General features: G+C 66.4%; 15 protein-coding genes and 2 tRNA genes. 3 read left to right on the top strand and 14 right to left on the bottom strand.

Annotated elements, in window-relative coordinates; translation table 11 throughout:
- The first annotated feature begins 124 nt into the window (after positions 1–124).
- Complete coding sequence (locus ACK8HH_RS00085) at positions 125–319, top strand: hypothetical protein (protein WP_045537118.1); 195 nt, start codon at positions 125–127, stop codon at positions 317–319.
- A gap of 84 nt (positions 320–403) precedes the next feature.
- Here ACK8HH_RS00085 and ACK8HH_RS00080 read toward each other — a convergent pair whose 3' ends face one another.
- Positions 404–661: a hypothetical protein gene (locus ACK8HH_RS00080; RefSeq protein ID WP_006896781.1), complete on the bottom strand. Its 258-nt coding sequence runs from the start codon at positions 659–661 to the stop codon at positions 404–406.
- 87 nt (positions 662–748) lie between these two features.
- A complete protein-coding gene (locus tag ACK8HH_RS00075; protein WP_006896780.1) occupies positions 749–961 on the bottom strand; it encodes a hypothetical protein in 213 nt (70 codons plus the stop codon).
- A 153-nt stretch (positions 962–1,114) separates the two neighbouring features.
- Between ACK8HH_RS00075 and ACK8HH_RS00070 the strand changes: the two genes are divergently transcribed.
- Entirely contained in the window at positions 1,115–2,233 is a 1,119-nt protein-coding gene (locus tag ACK8HH_RS00070) for an alpha/beta hydrolase (protein WP_039867593.1), read from the top strand.
- Between the two features lie 89 nt (positions 2,234–2,322).
- Complete coding sequence (locus tag ACK8HH_RS00065) at positions 2,323–2,652, top strand: PLD nuclease N-terminal domain-containing protein (protein ID WP_006896778.1); 330 nt, start codon at positions 2,323–2,325, stop codon at positions 2,650–2,652.
- Between the two features lie 70 nt (positions 2,653–2,722).
- Here ACK8HH_RS00065 and ACK8HH_RS00060 read toward each other — a convergent pair whose 3' ends face one another.
- From ACK8HH_RS00060 to dnaA, 12 genes are all read right to left on the bottom strand, one after another.
- The gene (locus ACK8HH_RS00060; protein ID WP_006896777.1) at positions 2,723–3,298 is read right to left on the bottom strand and encodes a dihydrofolate reductase family protein; all 576 of its coding nucleotides are present in this window, start codon (positions 3,296–3,298) and stop codon (positions 2,723–2,725) included.
- Between the two features lie 97 nt (positions 3,299–3,395).
- On the bottom strand, positions 3,396–3,737 hold the full coding sequence (locus ACK8HH_RS00055; protein ID WP_006896776.1) for a hypothetical protein: 342 nt from the start codon (positions 3,735–3,737) through the stop codon (positions 3,396–3,398).
- Between the two features lie 121 nt (positions 3,738–3,858).
- A tRNA-Ala gene (locus ACK8HH_RS00050) sits at positions 3,859–3,931 on the bottom strand.
- 26 nt (positions 3,932–3,957) lie between these two features.
- Positions 3,958–4,034, bottom strand: a tRNA-Ile gene (locus ACK8HH_RS00045).
- A 61-nt stretch (positions 4,035–4,095) separates the two neighbouring features.
- The gene (locus tag ACK8HH_RS00040; RefSeq protein ID WP_006896775.1) at positions 4,096–5,010 is read right to left on the bottom strand and encodes a DUF3566 domain-containing protein; all 915 of its coding nucleotides are present in this window, start codon (positions 5,008–5,010) and stop codon (positions 4,096–4,098) included.
- A gap of 53 nt (positions 5,011–5,063) precedes the next feature.
- Positions 5,064–7,562: a DNA gyrase subunit A gene (gene gyrA / locus ACK8HH_RS00035; protein ID WP_006896774.1), complete on the bottom strand. Its 2,499-nt coding sequence runs from the start codon at positions 7,560–7,562 to the stop codon at positions 5,064–5,066.
- Positions 7,563–7,653: 91 nt separating this feature from the next.
- Positions 7,654–9,708, bottom strand: a complete 2,055-nt coding sequence (gene gyrB, locus ACK8HH_RS00030) for a DNA topoisomerase (ATP-hydrolyzing) subunit B (RefSeq protein ID WP_006896773.1) — start codon at positions 9,706–9,708, stop codon at positions 7,654–7,656.
- Between the two features lie 184 nt (positions 9,709–9,892).
- Entirely contained in the window at positions 9,893–10,444 is a 552-nt protein-coding gene (locus tag ACK8HH_RS00025; RefSeq protein ID WP_006896772.1) for a DUF721 family protein, read from the bottom strand.
- Entirely contained in the window at positions 10,437–11,687 is a 1,251-nt protein-coding gene (recF, locus tag ACK8HH_RS00020) for a DNA replication/repair protein RecF (RefSeq protein ID WP_346074740.1), read from the bottom strand. Before recF ends, ACK8HH_RS00025 begins: the two co-directional genes overlap by 8 nt.
- Positions 11,688–11,705: 18 nt before the next feature.
- Entirely contained in the window at positions 11,706–12,698 is a 993-nt protein-coding gene (gnd, locus tag ACK8HH_RS00015) for a phosphogluconate dehydrogenase (NAD(+)-dependent, decarboxylating) (RefSeq protein ID WP_346074741.1), read from the bottom strand.
- A gap of 41 nt (positions 12,699–12,739) precedes the next feature.
- Entirely contained in the window at positions 12,740–13,942 is a 1,203-nt protein-coding gene (gene dnaN / locus ACK8HH_RS00010) for a DNA polymerase III subunit beta (RefSeq protein WP_006896769.1), read from the bottom strand.
- Positions 13,943–14,491: 549 nt separating this feature from the next.
- Positions 14,492–16,111, bottom strand: coding sequence for a chromosomal replication initiator protein DnaA (dnaA, locus tag ACK8HH_RS00005; RefSeq protein WP_006896768.1), 1,620 nt, complete (start codon positions 16,109–16,111; stop codon positions 14,492–14,494).

Genomic DNA, 16,111 nt, shown 5'->3' with positions numbered 1-16,111 from the left:
TTCGTCGGACCACCGACGAGTACCCGGATCACCGCACGGCCAACCATCGATCGCCGGTGTTTGGGATCGCTCCGCTCGGGGTAGCCGGAGAGGACTCACCGACAGCGAACCGAAGGAGCACGTCATGACCGCGACAACTGTGGTATACGCCCCCGGGACCAGCGTGCGGTGCCGTCTGGCGTCCGGTCACGTCGCCGACTGCGTCGTGGTGGCCGTGCGGCACTTCCCGGTCGACTTCCTCGAGGTGCAGTTCGAGCAGGACGGCCGCCGGATGGCGTTCACCGGCTCGGCGATCGCGAGTGCGATCACACCGGTCTAGGCTCGACGCGCACACGCGAAGCCGCCCACCCCGACGTAGAGGTGGGCGGTTGTCGTGCGGGCCGAGGCCGCGGGTCGCCGCAGGTCAATGCAGCGTCGCCGTGCCGACCCGGTCGACCAGTTCGGTGTCTCCGCCGCGCTGGGCGCAGTGCACACAGCAGAACACCCTGCCGTCCGATTGCACGCCGTGCCCGATGATCGGCGTGTCGCAGACCGTGCAGCGGGGCGCGTGTCCCGCAATCGCGCACTCGAAGCTGTCGTAGACGCCGCGTCCTTCACGGCCCTCCACCGAGATCAGCAGCGCATGTTTGTACTCGTTTCCGCATATGTCACAGACCGCCATGTCGGCTCTCCTTCCGTCGGTCTGCTGTGCAACGGCCAGAAGGCGGCGGACAGGGAGATCCCCGTCCGCCGCCGACGGTCAGTCGACTCAGCTCTGACCGCCTCCGCCGCCGTGGCTGTGCTCGCCGCCGCGGACCTTGGCCTCGTGGGGCTCGTTCTCGGCGCCCTTCTTGCCCGCCTCATGCGGGTCTGCGCCTTCGGACGAACCGAACTGACCGGGGCTGGACTCTCCGCCCTTGCGGGCCTGCTCCTCTGTGTCCGACCGGTTACCGAACTGGCCGGGGTTGTTCGGATCTGCCATGAGAACTCTCCTTCCCTCAGGTGGGGCGTTCTCCCCCACAGTCAGTGAGTACCCGCGTGCACGGGCGTCAAACCCCGACGCCGCATCGGATCGAGAATGCGGTGGTCGGCCGATACCGCGGTCCGGCACGGTCTTGTCACTATCCTGAGAGCCATGGTTATGGCAGACCGCGACGGTGTGAAGACAGCCTCCGGACCGATCACCGCGCTGACGGTGGTGGGTCTGGTCGACAACATGCTCAACGGGCTGGCTCGGGTGCCCTTCAGTCGGCCTTTCCAGGGCGCAGGGGGAATCCTCGACAACATAGGTCAGTCCGTCACCCGGGCCACGGTCCGATCGTTCCTGGGATACTCGGTCAGCCTGCCGATCGAGGATTTCCGCTCCATGGAGAAGATCCTCGACACCGTGTGCGGGGCCATCCTCCATCCGGTGGTCGGATACTTCGGCGGCGTCGAGATCGAGAGCGACGTCGTCGGCGGCCAAGAGGGCGTCTGGTGCCGTGAGAAGGTCGCCGTGCGCGAGGCCGATCCGGAGGTGAAGGCGCGCGACAAGACCATCCTGTATCTGCACGGCGGCGGCTACTTCGGCACCACCCCGAACATGTATCTGATGTTCGCTGCAGCACTCGTCCGCCTCACGGGATGCCAGGTGTTCATCCCCGACTATCGGATGGCGCCGGAGTTCCCGTTCCCCGCCGCGTTGCACGACGCGGCCGATGCCTACCAGGGGCTGATGGACCTCGGTATCCCCGCCGAGGACATCATCGTCGCCGGCGACTCCGGCGGCGGCGGGCTCAGCACCTCGCTGGTCGTCTACCTGCAGGAGCAGGGCATGCCGAAGCCGCGGTCGTTGGTGCTGTTCTCGCCCGAGGTCGACCTCGACCTGTCGCAGGACTCCATCGTCGACAACGCGTCGAAGGATGTCCTGCCCTGGAACATCCCCGTCACCTTCTATCTCCGGGGCATCCAGCCCAACGACGAGCGGGTCTCGGCGGTCTACAGCCATCCGGATCCGGAGTGGTTCCCACCCACGTTCGTGTGCTGGGGCGGCGAGGAGATGTTCCGCGACGCGATCCGGGAGTTCGCCGAGCGGTTGCGCGAGGGCGGCGTGAATCTGCATGCGATGGAGGAACCCGGCATGTTCCACGTCTTCCCCATCCTGATGCCGTGGGCCGAGTCCGCCAAGCGCGTGTTCACGACGATTCGCGAGCTCGCCAAGGAGAACCTCGAATCCGACCCGCGGCCCCAGCCGACCGTCGCACCGGTGCCCTGAACTCGGGCGATTCCGGCTTCCCCGCCTCCGGCGCGGTGCGTACTGCGCTACCGTGAGGCATCCGTTTCGACTGCTATGGGGGAGTCAGCATGCCGTATCTCGGTGGAATCGTCTTCTTGATCTGGGTGGCGGCGTTGATCGACGTGATCATCGCCGACGAGTTCCGCGTCCGTCACCTGCCGAAGGTCGCCTGGGTGCTGATCGTGATCCTGATTCCGCTGGCCGGATCGCTGGTCTGGTTCCTGGTCGGCCGCCCCGAAGGCGGTGCTCCCGTGCCACCCCGGACCACCGGCTTCCCCGAATACGAGCGTCCCGAGTACAAGGCGGCGATCGCCGCCCGCGAGGAAGAGGAGTTCCGTCGCCGGGTTCGCGAACGGGCCGAGGCGCAGCGCCGCCGTGCCGAAGACGATGGGGAGTGACTGCGCCGCACGGCCATCGTGAACGGACGGCGCGTGCCGGTCGGGATTCAGCGGACTGAGGAGCGCGTCTCTACTGTCCGCCCGGATTCTCAACACGCCGGTAGCGCAAAGCCATCGCCCCCGACCGGAACTCCTCACGGTGCACCAGCTCGAGTCGGATGCGCTCGCGCAGACCCGACAGCAATGTCGGCCCGTGCCCGGCCAGGACCGGCTGGACGATGAACTCGTACTCGTCGATGAGGCCCGAGTCGGCCAAGGCCAGCGGGAGCGTCACTCCGCCGACCCACAGTCCCCCGCCAGGTTCCTGTTTGAGCCGCCGAACCGCTTCCCCGACATCTCCCGACACCAACTCCGCATTCCAGTCGACGGTGGCCAGGGTGCTCGACACCACGTACTTCTTCGCCCCGTCGATCGCCTCCGCGAACGGAACCTCCCACTGTTCCATCCAGTCCGGCCATACGCCGGTCGGCGGTCTCCGCCACGCCGACTCCATCATCTGATACGTCACCCGGCCGAGGAGCAGAGCATCGGCTCTCGCCATCTCGGCTGTCCAGTAGGCCATCGACTCCTCGTCCGGCGCGATCCCCGCCTCGTGATGACAGCACCCGTCGAGCGTCACGTTGATCGAGTATCGGAGTGGTCGCATCGCTCTCTCCTCAGCTCGTGAAGTTCCAGCTCAGTGCAGCGTACGACGGATCACCGGTCGGGAGACGGTCGACGGTGACAATGCGGCGGGAACTCGACTAGATCTCGGTGAGCACTTCTCCGGCAGGGAATGGGAGTGTGAATTCGTCGCCGACGTCACCGATGGCGTCGGAGACCGCGGTGGTGACAATGACGCGATCCGAGTAGAGCTGCCGGATCCGCACCGTGTATCCGCGGTAGTGAAACCGGTTGCGCAGGAACCCCAGCCCGCGCTCTTCGAGTGCTTCCTCGGCTGCGGACCAATCGGCCACTGGCTCCAGCGGCCGGCCCAGACGGTCGAACGGAATCAGGTCGGGCGCCTGAGACTCGAGGTCGATCCATCCGACGACTTCTCCGTCCTCACGACGGTGTGGGATCCAGTGACTGGGGATGGCGCTCATGGCTTCGCACGCTACCCGGGAGGTTGGCCATTCTTGGTGGTGTGGTGCCTCGGAATGTGCCCGAGGAAGGAAAAGAGCTACCCCTCGTGAGAGGGAGTAGCTCTGACTTCTGTCGAAATTGTGGAGCCTAGGAGATTCGAACTCCTGACATCCGCCTTGCAAAGGCGGCGCTCTACCAACTGAGCTAAGGCCCCGTGCCGGGTCACCGGCCGGTGAATTCTGGTGGGCCTAGGAGGACTTGAACCTCCGACCTCTTCGTTATCAGCGAAGCGCTCTAACCGCCTGAGCTATAGGCCCTTGAACCGAGAATGAAGATTACCCGAACCGCGATACATCTCCAAAACGGCTGGTCACAGCGCTAGTCAAGATCCGCGAGCGTCACCTCGACACCACCGACCATGTCCGCGCACACGTTGTAGATGTAGGCCGAGATGGTGGCGAGGGCTGTGAGAAGAATCGCAGCGACGACACCGAAGAGCGCACTGAACATGAATACCTGGCCGCCGCTGATCAAGTCCTGACCGCTGGTGCTGCCGTCCGCACTGACGAGCGTGCCGAAGGAACTGTTGATCTGATCCCAGATGCCCATGCCGCCCAGCACGCCGTAGAGGATGGCGACGGCGATCATCCAGATGAAGAACCCCGCGACCGAGAGGACCCCGGTCACCTTGAACACCGACCACGGGTCGACGCGGCGGATCTGAACCGCGGCGCGCAGCGGCGTGCCGACGGCCCGGGCAGGGATCGTCTGACTCGCGGCGCGGGCGATGGCCTGTTCCTTCGCCTGCTCGGTGTGATGAATGGAGTCCAGATCGGGCAGCTCGTCCTTCGGTGCGAGATCCTCGCGCGGAATGTTCCGCGTCTCCGACTCGACGAAGGGGGCGGGCTTGGCCGCTCCCGCAGCAGCCGGAGCGGCCGGGGCCTGCGGCTTGGCACCCGGCTGGTTCGCACCCGGCTGGGCGCCGGCCGGCGGTCCCGCAGGACCGGGCTTTCCGGGCTGAGGCGTCGGCCCCTGCTGAGCCTTGACCGCCGGCATCGGACCGGAGGGCGGACTCGACGGGACCGGTGGCTTCGACTCCGTCCGCGGGGAAGCACCCGAGACAACGCCGCGCGGGGGCGGACCGCCGGGACGGTCGTCGCCGACCGTCCCGGCGGCCTTGGCCATCTCCCCCGCGGTCAGCCCGGTCGCGGCGGAGGTCTCCGCACGCTTCCACGGCGGGGGCACGACCCCGCGTTCGACGTTCTTGTCGTCCGGCTGATTCGGTGTGCTCACAGGCGATTCCTCACTGAACGGGTACTACCCCAAACCCTAACCGCTGAGATGGGCTAGTTGTCGTCTGCCGCGCCCTCGTCCTCATCGGGCTCGTCCGCATTGCGCGCGATCGCGATGAGGTTGTCGCCCTCGGACAGATTCATCAGGCGCACGCCCTTGGTCTGCCTGCCGGCCTTTCGGACCTGCTTGGCCTTGGTCCGGATCACGCCTCCGCTGGAGGTGATCGCGTAGATCTCGCTGTCGAGATCGACGACGAGAGCACCCACCAGGTCGCCGCGCTTGGGATCGTGCTGGATCGTCAGCACGCCCTTGCCGCCGCGGCCCTGCGCCGAATACTCCTCGATGTCGGTCCGCTTGGCGTAGCCGCCCGACGTCGCGACCAGCAGGAAGGTGTCGGGCCGGACGACGGTGAGGCTGAGCAGCTCATCGTCGGCATTGAACCGCATACCCTGCACGCCCGAGGTCTGACGTCCCATCGGCCGCAGCGTCTCGTCGTCCGCGGTGAAGCGGATCGACTGACCCTTCTTCGACACCAGCAGCAGGTCGTCGTCGGCGCTGCACAGCCGCGCGCCGACCAGCTCGTCGTCGCCCCGTAGATTGATCGCCGCGATGCCGCCGGAGCGGTTGGAATCGAAGGCGTCCAGCCGCGACTTCTTGACCAGTCCGTTGCGGGTGGCGAGCACCAGGTACGGCGCGTCGTCGTAGCCGGAGATCCGGATCACCTGCGCGATCCGCTCCTCCGGCTGGAAGGCCAGCAGGTTCGCGACGTGCTGGCCGCGGGCGGTGCGGTTGGCCTCCGGCAGTTCGTAGGCCTTGGCGCGGTAGACGCGACCCTTGGTGGTGAAGAACAGCAGCCAGTCGTGGGTGCTCGAGACGAAGAAGTGGGCGACGATGTCGTCCTGCTTCAATCCGGCGCCCTGGACTCCCTTGCCTCCGCGCTTCTGGCTGCGGTAGAGATCGGTCTTGGTGCGCTTGGCGTACCCGGTCTCGGTGATCGTGACGACGACGTCCTCGCGGGCGATCAGGTCCTCGTCGGTCACATCGCCCTCGGCCGGAATGATCCGGGTGCGGCGATCGTCGCCGTACTTGTCGACGACCTCCTTGAGTTCGTCCCTGACGATGGCGCGCTGGCGTTCCGGGCGGGCCAGGATGTCCTTCAGGTCGGCGATCTCGCGCTCGATCTCGGCGAGTTCGTCGATGATCTTCTGCCGCTCGAGAGCCGAGAGTCGACGCAGCTGCATGGCCAGAATCGCATCGGCCTGGATCTCGTCGATGTCGAGCAGATCCATCAGGCCGGTCCGTGCCGCCTCGGTGTTGGCCGACGCGCGGATGAGGGCGATGACCTCGTCGAGCGCGTCGAGCGCCTTCACCAGGCCGCGCAGGATGTGTGCGCGCTCCTCGGCCTTGCGCAGCCGGTACCGGGTGCGCCGGATGATGACGTCGATCTGATGCGCCACGTAGAGGCGGATCATCTGGTCGAGCCGCAGGGTGCGCGGCACACCGTCGACGATCGACAGCATGTTGGCGCCGAAGTTGGTCTGCAGCTGGCTGTGCTTGTACAGGTTGTTGAGCACCACGCGAGCCACGCCGTCACGTCGCAGGGTGATGACGATGCGCAGGCCGGCACGATCGGACGACTGATCCTCGATCTTGCTGATGCCCTTGAGCTTGCCGTCGTTGACCTGCTCGGCGATCGAACTGATCAGATTGTCCGGGTTCACCTGGTACGGGAGCTCGGTGACGACCAGCTGAGTGGTGCCCTTGACCTCCTCGATGTCGACCACCGAGCGCATCCGAATGCTGCCGCGGCCGGTCATGTAGGCATCGCGGATGCCCTGGCTGCCGACGATCAGTCCGGCGGTCGGGAAGTCCGGCCCCTTGACGGCCTCCATGCAGGCGGCGAGCGTCGCCTCCTCGTCGGCCTCCGGGTTCTCCAACGCCCAGAACACGGCGTCCGCGACCTCGCGCAGATTGTGCGGCGGGATGTTGGTCGCCATACCGACCGCGATGCCGCCGGAACCGTTGATCAGCAGATTCGGGACGCGCGACGGCAGCACCGTCGGCTCCTGCGTCTTGCCGTCGTAGTTCGGGATGAAGTCGACGGTCTCCTCGGTGATGTCGCGCAGCATCTCCATGGCCAGCGGAGTGAGTCGGGCCTCGGTGTATCGCATGGCGGCGGCGCCGTCGTTGCCTCGCGAACCGAAGTTGCCCTGACCATCGATGAGCGGGTACCGCATCGACCACGGCTGCGCCAGACGCACCAGCGCGTCGTAGATCGAGCTGTCGCCGTGCGGATGGTAGTTACCCATCGTCTCCGACACCGGGCGGGCCGACTTCACGTAGCCGCGGTCGGGACGGAAACCGGCGTCGAATGATGCGTACAGAAGCCGGCGGTGCACCGGCTTGAGGCCGTCGCGGACCTCCGGCAGGGCGCGTCCGACGATCACGCTCATGGCGTAGTCGATGTAGCTGTTCTGCATCTCCTGCCCGAGATCGACGGGCTCGATGCGGTCCCCGCCGTTGTTCTCTGGCAGATCAGTTTCGTCGCTCATGAATCACTTTCCTGCGGCCAACGCCGCGTGCTGGCATCGGGTGCGGTCCCCGGCACTGCCGGGATCCGCGGAGTCGAAGTCGGTGGACGGATCAGACGTCGAGGAAGCGAACGTCCTTGGCGTTGCGCGCGATGAAGGTGCGGCGTGCCACCACGTCCTCGCCCATGAGGATCGAGAACAGTTCGTCGGCGGCAGCGGCGTCGTCGAGGGTGACCTGCTTGAGGACGCGGACCTCCGGATCCATCGTGGTCTCCCACAGCTCGCTGGCGTTCATCTCGCCCAGACCCTTGTAACGCTGGATGCCGTCGTCCGGGTTGATCTTCTTGCCCGCGGCGCGGCCGGCCTCGAGCAGCGCGTCGCGCTCGCGGTCGTTGTACGCGAACTCCGGCTCGGCGCCCTTCTGCCACTTGAGCTTGTACAGCGGGGGCATCGCGAGGAAGACGTGTCCCTGTTCGATCAACGGCCGCATGAAGCGGAACAGCAGCGTGAGCAGCAGCGTCGCGATGTGCTGACCGTCGACGTCGGCGTCGGCCATCAGCACGATCTTGTGATAGCGCAGCTTGCTGATGTCGAACTCATCGTGGATGCCGGTGCCGAAGGCGGTGATGATCGACTGGACTTCGGCGTTCTTGAGAACGCGGTCGATGCGGGCCTTCTCGACGTTGATGATCTTGCCTCGCAGCGGCAGGATCGCCTGGTACATCGAGTCGCGGCCCGACTTGGCGGAACCGCCCGCGGAGTCGCCCTCCACGATGTAGACCTCGCACTTGCTGGGGTCGTTGCTGCGGCAGTCGGCGAGCTTGCCGGGCAGGCCGCCGATGTCGGTCGCGGTCTTGCGGCGGACGAGCTCACGTGCGCGACGCGCCGCGAGTCGGGCCTGCTGCGAATCCGCGGCCTTGCGGATGATGGTCTTGGCCTCGGCCGGGTTCGCGTCGAACCACATCGCCAGGTGCTCGTTGCACGTCTTCTGGACGAAGCTCTTGACCTCGGTGTTACCGAGCTTGGTCTTGGTCTGGCCCTCGAACTGCGGGTCGGCCACCTTGACGGAGATGACGGCGGCCAGACCCTCTCGGATGTCGTCGCCGGAGAGCTTGCCGTCCTTCTCCTTGATGAGCTTCTTGTCGATCGCATACCGATTGACCGTGCTGGTCAGCGCCGCGCGGAAGCCCTCTTCGTGAGTACCGCCCTCAGCGGTGTTGATGGTGTTGGCGAAGGTGTGGACCGATTCCGCGTATCCCTCGTTCCACTGCATCGCGATCTCGACCTCGTGGCCCTCACCCTTGGCGGTGAAGCCGACGACGGTCTTGTGGATCGGGGCCTTGGTGCGGCTGTTGAGGTGCTTGATGTAGTCGATGAGGCCGTCCGGGTAGTGGTACGTCCGCGTCTTGACCTTGGCGATGGCAGTAGCCTTCTGCTCTTCGGTCTTGATGCTGGCGTCGCCGTCCTCCGACTCCTCCACCTCTGCCTCGAGCACGGCCTCGTGGACCCGCTCGTCGGTCAGGGTGATGGTGAGGCCCTTGTTCAGGAAGGCCATCTCCTGGAGCCGCCGGGCGATCGTCTCGATGTTGTACTCGGTGGTCTCGAAGATCTTCCCGTCGGCCCAGAAGGAGACGCTGGTCCCGGTGCCGGACGCGGCCTCGCCCTCGACGAGCGGACCCGGCTCGGCGTTGGTGTACGTCTGCCGCCACACCGAACCGTTGCGCTTGATCTCCAGCTCGACCTTCGTGGACAGCGCATTGACCACCGAGATGCCGACGCCGTGCAGACCGCCCGACACCGCGTATGAATCGGAATCGAACTTACCGCCGGCGTGCAGCTGGGTCATGATGACCTCCACCGCGGGCACACCCGTCGCATGCATGCCGACGGGCATGCCACGACCGTCGTCCACGACGCGGATGCCGCCGTCGGCCAGCAGGGTCACGTCGACGCGGGTGGCGTAGCCGGCCATCGCCTCGTCGACCGAGTTGTCGACGACTTCCCAGATCAGGTGGTGCAGACCGCGCTCACCGGTGGAACCGATGTACATGCCGGGACGCTTGCGGACAGCTTCCAGACCCTCGAGGATGCTGATCGAGTCGGCACCGTATTCGCTCGGCTTTGACTTGCCTGACTTCTTAGGTGCGTTGCCGCTGGTGTCTGCCACTCCGGTCAGCTCCCATTCGTGTTGGGGACAGTTACCGACCAGTGTACTTGGTAATCAACCCAGAGCCGCGTTTACCACGCCCCAGTAGCGACGGAGACCGACGAACTTGGTTCAAGCCGGGACCGATCATGGGTCGATCCGGTTTAAAGCCTCTCGTGTCGAAATCGGGCGATCGTTGCGCGGCTCAGCCGTACGTGTCGCGCGGACCGCGTCCGGAGATGTGCCGCGGCCCCTTCCGCCAGGACGGCGCCTGGGGGCCGGTGATCCGCAGACTCGTCACCATTCCGTGGCCGATCACCTTCGCGATCTTCGCGATGATCTGACCCTGCATGTACCGCAGCTGTGTGGCCCACGCCGTCGACTCGGCCCTGACGTGCAGGACGGTTCCCTCGAGCCTCGTCGGGTCGGCGTGGGAGGCGATGTCGTCGCCGACGATCGACGGCCACATGCCGAACAGCGCGCCCTCGGAGATGCGGGACTCCCAGCCGTGCTGCTTGGCGACCCTGCCGACCATGCTTCCCAGCGGTTGCGGGTCGCGAGGGTCCGGACCTGCTCCTGACCAGCGCCGACGCGATCGATCACTGGTCCGGCGCCTGCTTCTGATGGGTGCTGACCGTCCCATGCCGACGGGTTTGCCCTGAGCGCGGGCCAGCGCCCGGGCCTCTTCCAGAGCAGCCCTCGCGAGGTCGTACCCCGACAGCCCCTCCGGCTGCACAGTGGGTTTCTCGTCAGTCATAATCACTCCCCTCGTCCGGAGCGGTATCCGCGCCGGACGCCCCGGCCGAGGTCGGTCCCCCTTCGGGCGCGTCGTCGGCGGTCACCACCGAGTGCCTGCGACCATCATCGTCGGTGACTCCGACACAGATCCGGCGTCCGCCGATCGATTCGGGGATGTCGTCGGCGACGGCGGCGGTGATCAGCAGCTGATCGGCGCCGGAGGTGAACTCGGCCAGCAGTCTGCGCCGGGTGACGTCGAGTTCGGCGAAGACGTCGTCGAGCATGATGATCGGTTCGACGCCGTCGGCCCGCAGCAGTTCGACACTGCCGAGCCGCAGCGACAGCGCGAACGACCAGCTCTCGCCGTGGCTGGCGAAACCCTTCGCGGGTTCGTCGCCGAGACCGAGCAGGAGGTCGTCGCGGTGCGGTCCCACCAGGCACATCCCCCGCTCGATCTCCTTGCTGCGCAGTTCGGCGAGACGCTCGGCGAGGATGTCGCGGATCGCGGGCACCGCGTCGTCACCGCCTGGGCTGGCGTCGACGGCGGCGCCGGCGGCGGACCGGTACGAGATGTGCGCGGGCCTCGAGTGCGGGGCGATCGACGAGTAGGCCTCGGTGACGAACGGGGCGAGCTGCCGCACCACCGCGATGCGGGAGGCGGTGACCTGCGCACCCGTCTCGGCGAGTTGGGCGTCCCACACGTCCAGGGTGCCGAGCACCGAATCGGCCTGTGACCCGCCCCGGCGCATCGCCGCACTCGCAGTCTTGAGCAGCGCGGATCGCTGTCGGAGAACCCGGTCGTAGTCGGCCTTCGCGCCCGCCGCGAGCGGTCGCAGCTGCGCCACCAGTTCGTCGATGAAGCGGCGACGCTCCCCCGGTTCGCCGCGCACGAGTGCGAGGTCCTCGGGTGCGAACAGCACCGCACGCAGGATTCCGAGCACTTCGCGGGTGCGCCGAACCGGTCGCGTGTTGATCGTCGCCTTGTTGGCGCCCTGGGCCGGGATCGTCAGCTCGACGGTGAGTTCGCGGCCGTCGTTCTCCACCGTTGCTGTCACCCGAGCCGCCTCGGCGTCGGTCCGCACCAGCGGAGCGTCGGACGAGACCCGATGCGAGCGCAGGGTCGCGACATAGAACAGCGATTCGAGGAGATTGGTCTTGCCGAAACCGTTGCGACCGACGAAGACCGTGGTCCCGGGCGACAACGCGAACTGCGCGTGCGGCCAGGACCGGAAGTCGCGCAGAGTCAGCTCGCGAACGAACAACGAACCGCTACCTCGCCGTCACGAGTTCGGCGTTGCGGTCTCGCCGGAGCTCTGACCACCGGTCTCGTCGATGCTCTGACCACCGGTCTCGTCGGAGCTCTGACCAGCGGTCTCGCCGATGCTCTGACCAGCGGTGTCGATCATCGCGTGGCCGCCGAACTGGTTCCGCAGAGCCGAGACGGCCTTCAGCGCCGGCGACTCGTCCTGCCGCGAGGCGAATCGGGCGAAGAGTGCCGCCGAGATCACGTTCGCGGGCACCGCATGCCTGATCGCCTCCTCCACCGTCCAGCGACCTTCGCCGGAATCAGTGGTGTAATCCGAGATCCCGGCGAGGCCGGGATCGGCGTCCAGCGCCCGGACCAGCAGTTCCAGCAGCCACGACCGCACCACCGTACCCTGGGTCCAGGCCCGGAGCGTGCCCGCCACATCTTCGATCAGCGGCTCGGCATCGAGCAGTTCGTACCCCTCGGCGTAGGCGTGCATCAGCCCGTACTCGACGCCGTTGTGCACCATTTTCGCGTAGTGACCGGCGCCGACGGGGCCGGCGTGCACGAAGCCGTCTTCACGCTCTCCATCCGGACGGAGAGCGTCGAAGATCGGCATCACCGTCTCGACGTCGGCCTTTGAGCCGCCGACCATGAGACCGTAGCCGTTCTCGAGACCCCACACGCCACCCGAGACTCCGCAGTCGAGGTACCCGATACCACGCTCGGCGAGCAGATCCGCGTGGGGCCGATCGTCGGAGTAGTGCGAGTTGCCGCCGTCGATGACGATGTCGCCCGGAGCGAGAAGATCGGCGAGAGCGGCGACGTTCTGCCTGGTGATGTCCCCGGCGGGAACCATCAGCCACACCGCGCGCGGAGTCGACAACGCGCCGACCATCGCCTCGAGGCTCTCCGCGTCCGACACCTCGGGCCGCGGGTCGTAGCCGACTACCTCGTGTCCGGCGGCCCTCAGTCGGGTGCGCATGTTGGCGCCCATCTTGCCGAGTCCTACGAGTCCGAGTTGCATGGCGTCCTCTCCGGGAAGGAATTCAGGTCGGCTGCAGAGGCTCAGCCCGGGAGACGGACCGGCATCAGCAGATAGCTGAATTCGCTCGCCGACGCGGCGTAAGCACCCGACTCGTCGGCGGCCGGCTCGTCACCGGAAGACGGCCGCAGCACCGCCGGGCGGATCGCCGCACGACGCTGGCCCGAGCCGTCCGGTTCCGGGTTGGTGAACCCGAACTCCACCGTGTCGGTGCCGATCGCCGCCAGTCCGTCGAGCAGATAGTGGGGGTTGAACGCGATGATGATCGGTTCGCCGTAGAACTGGACAGGCAGCTCTTCCTCGGCCTTTCCGGCTTCGTCGCCGCCCGCGGTGAGCAGCACCGAGTCGCTGGAGAAGTCGAGCCGCACCTGGGCGCCGCGTTCGGCCACCAGTGAGACGCGCTTGATGGATTCGATCAGCGGGGCGCTCTCGACCACCGCGATCGAGGTGTGGTTGGCCGGAAACAGCTGGCGGAACTTCGGGAACTCCGCGTCCAGGAGCCGGGTGGTGGTCTTCTTCGCGTTGTTGGTGATGCCGAGCATCCCCTCGGAGCCGATCGCGTTCACGGCGCCGAACGCGAGTTCGACGTTGCCGGTGGCGTCGGCACCGGCCGACTTCGCGGCTTCGGAGAGGGTCTTGGCGGGAACGAGCGCCGCACCGGCCGCACTCGCATCCGCCGGGTTCCACTGCAGCTCGCGGACCGCGAGCCGGAAGCGGTCGGTGGCCGCGAGAACCACTTTGTCGCCGTCGATCTCGACGCGAACACCGGTCAGCATCGGCAGGGTGTCGTCCTTGCCCGCGGCCACGGCCACCTGCGAGACCGCTTCGGAGAACAGCTCTGCAGGAACCGATCCGGTGTTCTGCGGCACTTCGGGCAGCTCGGGGTAGTCCTCGACCGGCATCGTCGGCAGCGAGAACTTGGCGCTGCCGCAGCTGATCGCGACGCGGCTGCCGTCGATCGTGACGTCGACCGGCTTGTTGGGCAGCGCCTTGGTGATGTCGGCGAGCAGCCGGCCCGAGACCAGGGCTTTTCCTCCTTCGGCGACTTCGGCCGAGATGGTCTGGGTGGCCGAGACCTCGTAGTCGAAACCGGCTACCTGGAGTCCGTGCTCGTCCGCGGTCAGGACGACGCAGCCGAGAACAGGGACGGGCGGCCGGGAAGGCAGGCTCCGGGCCACCCACGCGACAGCATCGGCGAACTCGTCACGCACGACACGAAACTTCATCGGTGGTGTAACCCCTTCTCGACATGCCGGGTCTGGCGCAGGGTGCAGCAGGGCCCGGCGGTGGTTGGTCGCAGAACCCCACTGTAGAGCGCTTCGGCCTCGGATGCGGAACCGGATCGATAACTCGGTCGCGACTTCGGAGCGTCCGGCGAAGCGGACGCGGTCGCGCGGTCGCCGCAGGCTGTGTATGCACACAGCTTCTTTTAAAAGATCTTCTTCAAAGAAGAAATCTTCTTAGTAATAGGCGGTGTGAGTTCTGTGGGTAACAGCTCGTCTGTGCTGGTCACGGCCTCCGACGAGGTGTGGACTCCCGGTGGACGACGGCGGTGGATGAATCGGGGCGGTTGTGGACGGATCGAACTGTTCAACCGACACGCACCTGTTGTCCACAGAAATCGCCCCTGTTGTCACCAGATCATCCACACGTGCGACGCACGCGCGTCCTGGGCATTTCCATGGGGTCCCCCTCGCGGAGGAAACGTGAAAAAAGTCGGCGGCGGACTCGTCAGAGTCTGCCGCCGACGTCGAGAGTGCGCGCCAGTGTGCCGATCAGCGGTTCGCGCGCTGCTTGATGCGCGCGGTCAACTCCTGCACTTGGTCGTAGATGTTGCGGTTCTCATGCATCTCCTTGCGGATCTTCTTGTCCGCATGCATCACCGTGGTGTGGTCGCGATCGAAGGTCTCACCGATCTTCGGCAACGACAGATCCGTCAGCTCACGGCACAGATACATCGAGATCTGCCGCGGCAGCGTCAGTGCACGGACCTTGCTCGGACCGCAGAGATCGTCGATCGAGAGATCGTAGAAGTCCGCGGTCACCGCCACGATGCTCGCGGCGCTCACGTCCATCGGACCCGAGTCCGGGATCAGCGCCTTGAGCACCACCTCTGCCAGGGTGATGTCGAGTTCTGTGTTGTTGAGCGAGGCGAACGCGGTCACTCGGATGAGGGCGCCCTCCAGCTCGCGGATGTTGCGCTCGATCTTCGACGCGATCAGTTCGAGGACGTCGTCCGGTGCCGCGAGCTTGTCCATCTGGGCCTTCTTGCGAAGGATCGCGATGCGCGTCTCCAGGTCCGGTGGCTGGACGTCGGTGATGAGGCCCCACTCGAACCGGGTGCGGAGCCGGTCCTCGAGTGTCGCGAGCTGCTTGGGCGGCCGGTCGGAGGAGACGACGATCTGCTTGTTCGCGTTGTGCAGCGTGTTGAACGTATGGAAGAACTCCTCCTGGATGCCTTCCTTGCCCTCCAGGAACTGGATGTCGTCGATCAACAGCATGTCGATGTCGCGGTACCTGCGCTTGAAGGCGACGCGGCGGTCGTCTCGCAGGGAGTTGATGAAGTCGTTGGTGAACTCCTCGGTCGACACGTACTTCACGCGCATGCCGGGGAAGAGTCGTTGCGAGTAGTGGCCCGCGGCGTGCAGCAGGTGGGTCTTGCCCAGGCCGGACTCGCCCCAGATGAACATCGGGTTGTAGGCGCGCGCCGGATTTTCGGCCACGGCCACGGCCGAGGCGTGTGCGAATCGATTCGACGCGCCGATGACGAAGGTGTCGAAGGTGTACTTCGGATGCAGTGAGGTGGTGCCGTTGTCTGGTGCGCTCGTCTCTCGCTGCTCGAAGTAGTTCGACCACTCGCGCGGTTCCACCGGACGCGACGGCGGCGCCGACTGCGGGTAGTTCAGCGCAGCGAGCTGCTCGTCGGACGGGATCGCGGGACTCGCGGGATAGGTCGGTGTCGGGATCGCTGGGCCGGCGGCGTTCGCGGCGTCGTACGGGGAGCTCGGAACGAATGGTTCCGGTGTGACGTTTGTTGCACCTGTGGCGCCTGAGTGTGGATGAGTATCCCCAGCCGCTTCCGCACCATCCACGGGCTGGGGAGAGATCTCCTCCGGCTCGGCGACGCGGACCGCGATGTCGACGCTCTGGCCGAGGTGTCGACTGAGTGTGAGGCGCACCGCGTCGCGCAGATTCCGTTCGATCTGCTCCTGCACGAGCGTGTTGGGGACGGCCAGCAGTGCGAATCCTTCGATCATCGTCAGCGGCTGGACCAGCGACAACCAGGCTCGTTGCTGTCGGGTGAGCGGCTCCACCTCGGCCGGACCGGTGTTGGCCGACAGATCAGCGACGACTGCGTTCCAGATGTCGGAGAATGACTCCCGGTCGCCGGCCAC

Source organism: Gordonia sp. LUNF6, assembly GCF_047041125.1.
Taxonomy (GTDB): domain Bacteria; phylum Actinomycetota; class Actinomycetes; order Mycobacteriales; family Mycobacteriaceae; genus Gordonia; species Gordonia sihwensis.
Note: the sequence above shows the minus strand (reverse complement) of the source record. Positions and strands in the feature narration are given on the sequence as shown.

What these genes read in the sequence shown, in the direction of transcription:
- ACK8HH_RS00085 (WP_045537118.1), top strand. Translation starts at nt 125, where the DNA reads ATGACCGCGACAACTGTGGTATACGCCCCCGGGACCAGCGTGCGGTGC.
- ACK8HH_RS00080 (WP_006896781.1), bottom strand. Translation starts at nt 661, where the DNA reads ATGGCGGTCTGTGACATATGCGGAAACGAGTACAAACATGCGCTGCTG.
- ACK8HH_RS00075 (WP_006896780.1), bottom strand. Translation starts at nt 961, where the DNA reads ATGGCAGATCCGAACAACCCCGGCCAGTTCGGTAACCGGTCGGACACA.
- ACK8HH_RS00070 (WP_039867593.1), top strand. Translation starts at nt 1,115, where the DNA reads ATGGTTATGGCAGACCGCGACGGTGTGAAGACAGCCTCCGGACCGATC.
- ACK8HH_RS00065 (WP_006896778.1), top strand. Translation starts at nt 2,323, where the DNA reads ATGCCGTATCTCGGTGGAATCGTCTTCTTGATCTGGGTGGCGGCGTTG.
- ACK8HH_RS00060 (WP_006896777.1), bottom strand. Translation starts at nt 3,298, where the DNA reads ATGCGACCACTCCGATACTCGATCAACGTGACGCTCGACGGGTGCTGT.
- ACK8HH_RS00055 (WP_006896776.1), bottom strand. Translation starts at nt 3,737, where the DNA reads ATGAGCGCCATCCCCAGTCACTGGATCCCACACCGTCGTGAGGACGGA.
- gyrA (WP_006896774.1), bottom strand. Translation starts at nt 7,562, where the DNA reads ATGAGCGACGAAACTGATCTGCCAGAGAACAACGGCGGGGACCGCATC.
- ACK8HH_RS00025 (WP_006896772.1), bottom strand. Translation starts at nt 10,444, where the DNA reads ATGACTGACGAGAAACCCACTGTGCAGCCGGAGGGGCTGTCGGGGTAC.
- gnd (WP_346074741.1), bottom strand. Translation starts at nt 12,698, where the DNA reads ATGCAACTCGGACTCGTAGGACTCGGCAAGATGGGCGCCAACATGCGC.
- dnaN (WP_006896769.1), bottom strand. Translation starts at nt 13,942, where the DNA reads ATGAAGTTTCGTGTCGTGCGTGACGAGTTCGCCGATGCTGTCGCGTGG.